Origin of the sequence: Yoonia sp., assembly GCF_017854415.1 — a bacterium.
Lineage (GTDB): Bacteria > Pseudomonadota > Alphaproteobacteria > Rhodobacterales > Rhodobacteraceae > Yoonia.
In genome coordinates this window covers 1-6,914 of the sequence record NZ_JAFMHR010000145.1, presented here as the reverse complement: position 1 = coordinate 6,914, position 6,914 = coordinate 1, and the positions used below count along the sequence as shown (strand labels likewise).

At 55.4% G+C, this 6,914-nt stretch carries 9 protein-coding genes and 1 tRNA gene; 8 read left to right on the top strand and 2 right to left on the bottom strand.

The annotated features are described in order from the left end of the window. The 5 genes from QZ197_RS13725 to QZ197_RS13705 all read left to right on the top strand — a co-directional run. On the top strand, positions 1-132 hold a 132-nt coding region (locus QZ197_RS13725; protein WP_296432684.1), incomplete at its 5' end, for a 2-oxo acid dehydrogenase subunit E2. A 113-nt stretch (positions 133-245) separates the two neighbouring features. Further along, positions 246-650 carry a hypothetical protein gene (locus QZ197_RS13720; protein ID WP_296432682.1) on the top strand — a complete coding sequence of 135 codons (405 nt, stop codon included), beginning with the start codon at positions 246-248 and terminating at the stop codon, positions 648-650. Continuing rightward, positions 651-1,064: an MAPEG family protein gene (locus QZ197_RS13715; RefSeq protein WP_296432680.1), complete on the top strand. Its 414-nt coding sequence runs from the start codon at positions 651-653 to the stop codon at positions 1,062-1,064. A gap of 60 nt (positions 1,065-1,124) precedes the next feature. Next, positions 1,125-2,513, top strand: a complete 1,389-nt coding sequence (lpdA, locus tag QZ197_RS13710) for a dihydrolipoyl dehydrogenase (RefSeq protein ID WP_296432678.1) — start codon at positions 1,125-1,127, stop codon at positions 2,511-2,513. Positions 2,514-2,692: 179 nt separating this feature from the next. Further along, positions 2,693-3,532 carry a TerB family tellurite resistance protein gene (locus QZ197_RS13705; protein WP_296432677.1) on the top strand — a complete coding sequence of 280 codons (840 nt, stop codon included), beginning with the start codon at positions 2,693-2,695 and terminating at the stop codon, positions 3,530-3,532. Here the strand turns inward: QZ197_RS13705 and QZ197_RS13700 are convergent. Both QZ197_RS13700 and QZ197_RS13695 read right to left on the bottom strand, forming a co-directional pair. Then, the gene (locus QZ197_RS13700) at positions 3,529-4,176 is read right to left on the bottom strand and encodes a GntR family transcriptional regulator (RefSeq protein WP_296432676.1); all 648 of its coding nucleotides are present in this window, start codon (positions 4,174-4,176) and stop codon (positions 3,529-3,531) included. The genes QZ197_RS13705 and QZ197_RS13700 overlap by 4 nt on opposite strands. A gap of 34 nt (positions 4,177-4,210) precedes the next feature. Next, a complete protein-coding gene (locus QZ197_RS13695) occupies positions 4,211-4,900 on the bottom strand; it encodes a SprT family zinc-dependent metalloprotease (RefSeq protein ID WP_296432675.1) in 690 nt (229 codons plus the stop codon). A 112-nt stretch (positions 4,901-5,012) separates the two neighbouring features. Here QZ197_RS13695 and QZ197_RS13690 point away from each other — a divergent pair, with 112 nt between their 5' ends. The 3 genes from QZ197_RS13690 to QZ197_RS13680 form a co-directional block, all read left to right on the top strand. Beyond that, positions 5,013-5,339: a TIGR02300 family protein gene (locus QZ197_RS13690; protein WP_296432674.1), complete on the top strand. Its 327-nt coding sequence runs from the start codon at positions 5,013-5,015 to the stop codon at positions 5,337-5,339. A 95-nt stretch (positions 5,340-5,434) separates the two neighbouring features. After that, a tRNA-Ala gene (locus QZ197_RS13685) sits at positions 5,435-5,510 on the top strand. A gap of 136 nt (positions 5,511-5,646) precedes the next feature. Then, on the top strand, positions 5,647-6,914 hold a 1,268-nt coding region (locus QZ197_RS13680; RefSeq protein WP_296432673.1), incomplete at its 3' end, for an NAD(P)/FAD-dependent oxidoreductase.

The window sequence follows — 6,914 nt, the reverse complement described above, 5'->3', positions numbered from 1 at the left end:
GTGATCCGTCCGATGATGTATCTGGCGCTGTCCTACGACCACCGGATCGTGGACGGCAAAGGGGCGGTGACGTTCCTTGTACGGGTGAAAGAAGCGCTTGAGGATCCACGGCGGTTGTTGATGGATTTGTAAACCTTGCTGACTGCAGAAACACAGGGCAGCGCTCGGACCTCGGGGTGGGTGCAAAGCGCCCTCCCCATGGGGGAGGTCCGGGCGCTGCCCGGCGATGCCGGGCGGAGGACTCTATGGTGATCAATCTTGAGAAAAGCGAAGTTGTAATTGCCAAAATTTTATCGCTTCTTTTGGAGTGGGGCATTCAAGAAACTCAGCTCGAGTTTCAGGAGTTGGAACTCGATGACAGTTTTGCCCCTTTCTTTTTTCCTTGCGCTGAGTGGCTCGAGGCCGAGGGAATAATCCGGTTCTCAAATCTTCAAAGGTTTCAAGATTCGATAGCCAGTGGCCGAGTAGCAAGACCAGTTCTGACTGCATCGGGATTTGCAACTCTTGGCAAGTCGATAAGCGTTAATGGACAAACTGAAACGTTGTCAGAAGGTGTGAACAAGATAAGTGCGTCAGAAAGCTCACTCTGGCAGGTCGGTGATGCCATCGGTGGAATTTTGGGCGGCCTCACAAAGTCAATGGGTAGCTAAATGACCCCCGAACTCACAGTCCTCGCCCTCGCGGCTCTCCTCCAAGGCGTCCAGTTCACCCTCATGGCGATTCCTGCCAACATTGAACTTGGCGTCGGCAAAACCATGTCCGCCCGCGACAACAGCCGCATGGGCAAGCCCATTGTCGAACAAGTCAGCGACAAAACCGGCCGCCTGATCCGCGCGATGAACAACCATTTCGAGGCGCTGATCCTGTTCACAATCGCCGTCGTTGTCATCACCCTTGGCGACAAAGGCACCGGCCTGTCCGCGATTTGCGCGTGGACATATCTGGCCGCCCGCGTCCTTTATATCCCCGCCTATTACTTCGGCCTAGCCCCGTGGCGATCGCTGATTTGGTTTGTGGGGTTCCTCTCAACCATGCTGATGATAGTGTCGGCCCTGTTCCAATAATGTGCCTGACAAAAGCCCGACGCTTTGCCGACACCGAAAATGCCCAAGAAGGAGACCCTCATGTCCAGCTATGATGTCATCGTAATCGGTGCCGGCCCCGGCGGCTATGTCTGCGCAATCCGCTGCGCCCAACTGGGTATGAAAGTCGCCGTCGTCGAAGGCCGCGCAACCCTTGGTGGGACCTGCCTGAACGTCGGCTGCATCCCATCAAAGGCGATGCTGCACGCAACCCATATGCTGCACGAGGCAGAGCATAACTTTGCATCCATGGGCCTAAAAGGCAAAGCGCCTTCGGTCGATTGGAAGCAGATGCTTGCCTATAAGGATGAGACAATTGCCCAGAACACTGGCGGCATCGAATTCCTGTTCAAAAAGAACAAAGTCGACTGGATCAAAGGCTGGGGATCGATCCCAGAAGCAGGCAAAGTCAAAGTCGGCGATGACGTCCACGACGCCAAGCATATCGTGATTGCGTCAGGGTCCGAGGCGTCCGCGCTGCCGGGGGTAGAGGTCGACGAAAAGACAGTCGTCACATCCACAGGCGCGCTCGAATTGGGCAAAATCCCCAAGAAACTCGTTGTGATCGGCGCAGGTGTCATCGGGCTCGAACTCGGTTCCGTCTACGCTCGTCTTGGCGCAGAGGTCGAAGTCGTCGAATTCCTTGACGCGATTACCCCCGGCATGGACGCGGAAATCGCGCGTCAGTTCCAAAAGATGTTGACGAAACAAGGCCTTAAATTCACCCTTGGCGCCGCCGTGCAAAGCGTCGCAGTCAAGAATAACAAGGCTACGGTCACCTATAAACTGCGCAAGGACGACAGCGAACACACCTTGCAAGCGGACACTGTTCTGGTTGCCACGGGTCGCAAGCCGTTTACTGCAGGTCTTGGCATCGATGCCCTTGGCGTCGAGATGACAGAGCGTGGTCAGATCAAAATTGATGGTAAATACGCAACCAACATCGCTGGCATTTACGCAATCGGCGACACCGTTGAGGGGCCAATGTTAGCCCACAAAGCCGAAGACGAAGGCATGGCCGTCGCCGAAGGCATCGCAGGCCAGCAACCGCACGTGAACTATGGCGTCATCCCCGGCGTGATCTATACCCACCCGGAGGTCGCGAATGTCGGCGAAACCGAGGAAAGCCTGAAAAAACAAGGGCGTGCGTACAAGGTCGGCAAATTCCCGTTCATGGGCAACGCCCGTGCCAAGGCGAATTTTGCTGGCGACGGATTTGTGAAATTACTGGTTGATGCAACCACCGATCGCATTCTGGGCGCGCACATTATCGGGCCAATGGCAGGTGACTTGATCCACGAAATCTGCGTCGGCATGGAATTTGGTGCCGCCGCCGAAGACATTGCGCGGACATGCCACGCACACCCCACATACTCCGAAGCGGTACGCGAAGCAGCACTTGCCTGCGGCGATGGTGCAATCCACGCTTAAGGCATCAAGTGGTCCGAGGGGCATTTTCGCCACTCGGACTGCTCGGTTTAAGGCTGTCACTGGTCAAAACCCAACTTATCGCTAAACTACGCGTTAGTTCTTGATAGGCACCCACTTTGGAGGGATGCTTTATCGGGCTCTGCTGTTGTGTGTTAATGTATAATTATTTGAGTAAGCCTATGATGCGATTTATCTTTCCATTCCTGATCGCTGCATTTTTCAGCAGTCCTGTGCATGCATTTACAGCTGATACGGGGATGTTTGATGGTTTGGAATTTGTGGCTGACACGGACATCGCGGGCAGCCAAGGCCAGACCCTATCTTTGTGTCATGAAACCCAAGCGCTCAAACTCTTCGGCTTTACTATTAGCAGCACCGCATCGGGCTATGCCTTGTCAGATGATGCTTGCACCCAAACTGTAACGCGTCAATTGAGTCAGGATCAGATGGCAGCAGCGCAGTCATTCGACCTTATCGACCCTGACCTGCCGCTTGCACCTGCCAATAGCTTTGTGCGTTCATTGCAGAATGTGACTATTTGGGTTGCGATCAGCTTGGCCATGATTGCTGTCATCATTCGCCGGACCAAGTCGCTTTCAGGGAAAGACATGCGCAAGCCAATGCGCAAAAAGGCAAGCGACCGAATTTTGCAGGTCATGTGTTATGTCGGCAAGTGCGATGGGATCGTCGCCGCGAAAGAAATTGCGATCATTGGCGAAACCGCGCAGCGGTTAACGCGCCGTCCTGTGAAGTCTTCCGAGGTGATCCACATCACTGACCACATCAGCATGGACCTAACCCCGCAGGACTTTGTGAATTTCGGCAAAGGTCTACGCGATTCTGAAAAAGACGTCCTGATGCAGGGGGCGTTTTACGTGGCACTTGCGAGTGGGCGAATTTTGCCCGCAGAGCATGAATTTGTTACCGACCTCGCCTATGCAATTGGCATGCCCGGTGAAGATTTCCGCCGCGTGATGAACCTGACCCTTTTGGATCTGGACCTGAACCCGCCCTCTTAACCTTTGAGCATCCGCAAGCCCTGCGTCGCATCTGTACGCACCGCTAGCCGCAATCCAGGCTCGTCTCCGGCTTTGAGTGCTGCGAGGATCAACTTGTGATTATAAGGCGGCTCTGCCCTGTTCAGGCGACCGTAAAGCGCACGCATCGTTGGCCCCAATTGCAGCCAAACCGTTTCGGTCATCGCCAGCATCGCAGGGGCTTGCGCGCGTAAATAAAGCGTGCGGTGGAATTCAAGGTTAAGGCGAATGTAGCCAATCGCATCATGACGCGCGATCACTTGATTGACACCTTGGTTAATTGCCTCAAGCCGGTCAATCAGCGCGAAATGCGCACGTGGCAGTGCCCGCGACGCCAGTTCCGGCTCTAACATGGCGCGAAGGGTCGCAAGCTCTTCGATCCGGTCATCTGACAAGGCCGGGGTTGATACCCGACCGGACGACGACAAAAACAGCGCGCCTTCGGCCACCAGCCTGCGTACGGCTTCGCGGGCAGGCGTCATTGAAACACCAAAGTCCTTGCCGATGCCACGCAGGGTCAGCGCCTCGCCGGGGTCAATTTCTCCGTGCATAATACGCGTGCGCAACGCGCGGTACACCCGTTCATGGGCGGCGGTGGTGCTGTCTTGGGCGCGGGGTTGAATCATAATGAAATGCTTGTGATCACAAACGAACGCTGCGTCAATCGTCGAAACTAACGCGGTGCAGACTGTCACCATGCGCACGCAACCATGCGCGGTGTACTGCATAGTCGGAGCAAATGCTGGCCACGACATCCCAAAAGGCCGGCTGGTGGTTCATCTCGACCAAATGGGCAACCTCATGTGCGGCGACATAGTCAAGCACGGCTGGCGGCGCCATAATCAGCCGCCAAGAGTACATCAGCGTCCCTTGCGCAGAACACGAGCCCCAGCGCGACCGTGTATCGCGAATCGATAGACGTGCGTACGTCCGCCCCAGTGCGTGGGCATAGCGATCGGAGGCTTCGGCAAGCGCATTGCGTGCATGATGGCGAAACACGGCTTTGACCTGTGGTCCGGCAGGTTTGTTCTGCGATACCTGAATCGCGTCTGTCCCGACGATGGCACGAGCCCTCGATCCTGCGATCACTTTGAAAAGTGCGCCCCGAAACGGAACCTCGCTGTCTATCTGAACATGCGTAGCGGGGCGCAGATCAGCGAGATGCCCGCGCAGCCAGCCTTCTTTACTTTGCAAGAACGAAACGCCTTCGCGCGCGGGTGTGCGTTGCGGTAGCGTCAGCGTGACCCGACCATCCAACCGCGACACACGCAACGACAACCGCTTGGCGCGGGGCGAGTGGCGCAAAGTCACGTCAATCGGGGGGTTGCCTTCAAGTATATGACGGCCCATATCCAACTACTCTTAATCAGTGGTGCCAAAGGCTTTGACACGCCCCGCCTCTTATGGCAGTTGGCATCGATCACCCGCAAGGGTACGACTTATGTTTTTGAAGGGATAGCCTATGCCTAAGGACGAGTGGGGCACGAAACGCCTTTGCCCAGAAACCGGCAAACGCTTTTACGACCTGAACGCCACGCCAATCATCAGCCCATACACGGGCAATGAAGTTGCCGTTGATACATCCAAGACCCGCACGATGGTCGCCGATGCCGAAGATGCGCAGACCACAAAGGTCAAAGAGGCATCCGAGGACGATGAACTGGTTCTCGACGATGATGACGATACAGATGATGTCGATCTTGGCGATGACGTACTAGAAGATGATGACGACGAAGATACTGTGTCTCTCGACGAACTCACAGATGTCGCCACAAACGACGACGACTAAACATCGTTCGATAAACAACCATTCAGAGCGTGATTTTCACTTGATTTCGCTCTGACCGCTGCATAGACAGCGCGGGCAGCGATTGCTGTCAGGATGGGGCCTTAGCTCAGTTGGGAGAGCGCTTGCATGGCATGCAAGAGGTCAGGGGTTCGACTCCCCTAGGCTCCACCATTCTCATTAAGATCACCTTGTTCAATAATGGCCGATGAATACTTTAGGTATTCCGGAAGCTTCAATCTGGGGTTACGGCGTCAGTGTAGCAAACCCATCCCTCTGATTTCCCCCGAATGTACTCCGGAACGCCATCATGACAAATTTCCAGTCGACCCGCACATTGCCAACCAACCCCGACGTTGTCGTTATCGGGGCAGGATCGGCGGGGTTTGGGGCCGCGAGACGCCTGATGAAGGCAGGCAAATCTGTCATCGTGATCGAGGCGGCAAACCGGATCGGTGGTCGCGCTTGGACACAAAGCGATAGTTTTGGTGTGCCGGTCGACATGGGCGCGTCTTGGGTGTCGGGTGCAGACAAAAACCCCTATACGAAGGTAGCCCGCAAGAGGGGCTATCACCTTGTCGACCACACAAACGCACCAACTGATTTATTTCGCTTAGATAAATCCCGCGCAGATACGCAGGGCTTGGTCGACTATCGCAAAACAGCAAAAGCTATTCAAAAGGCCATGAAAAAAGCTGGGCGCAAGGGGCGTGATGTGCCTGCCTCTGACGTCATTCCAAACGACATGCCTTGGGCAGGGGCTGTGCAATCATGGCTTGGCCCGATGGACTACGGTTTTGACTTTGACCAAGTTTCAACACTTGATGACTGGTATAGCAAGAGCGATCAACCCAGCTATTTCATACGCGAAGGCCTTGGTGCCGTAGTCGTCGAAAAGGCCCAAGGTTTGCCGATAAAGCTTAACACAGCAGTTACCCACATCGACTGGAGCGGTGAAGGCGTGCGCGTCGAAACCAGTGACGGCACCATCAACGCCAAGGCCTGCGTGATCACCGTATCAACCGGGGTCTTGGCGTCAGGTGCAATTCGCTTTACGCCTGCGCTGCCCGAAGCCAAGATTGAAGCCGCGCATGCCTTGCCGATGGGTCTGCTTGTCAAAGTACCCATGATGTTTGACGGCGCACGGTTGGGTTTGGGTGACAACAATTGGGTCACATATCAGGTCCCCAACGACATGCCTGCCAAGGCCTGCTATTTCATCGCTTGGCCATGCGGCCATGACTATTTGTTCGGCAATATCGGCGGACAGTTGGGTTGGGAACTTTCTGCCGAAGACCCCGCTGTGACTGTTGATTTTGCCATGGAAGAACTTGTGAAACTCGTAGGATCCGACGCACGCAAGCATTTCATCAAAGGCTTTCGCACGGACTGGGCAAATGACCCCCTGACTTTGGGCGCATATGCTGCAGTCAAACCGGGACACTATGGCGTTCGCGAGACACTTGAAGCGCCCGTCGGCGACCGCCTCTTTTTCGCGGGCGAAGCAATGGGAAAGGGCCGCTGCGCCCTTGTTAGCGGTGCTTACTACAGTGGCAAGCGCGCCGCGAAAAAGGTAGC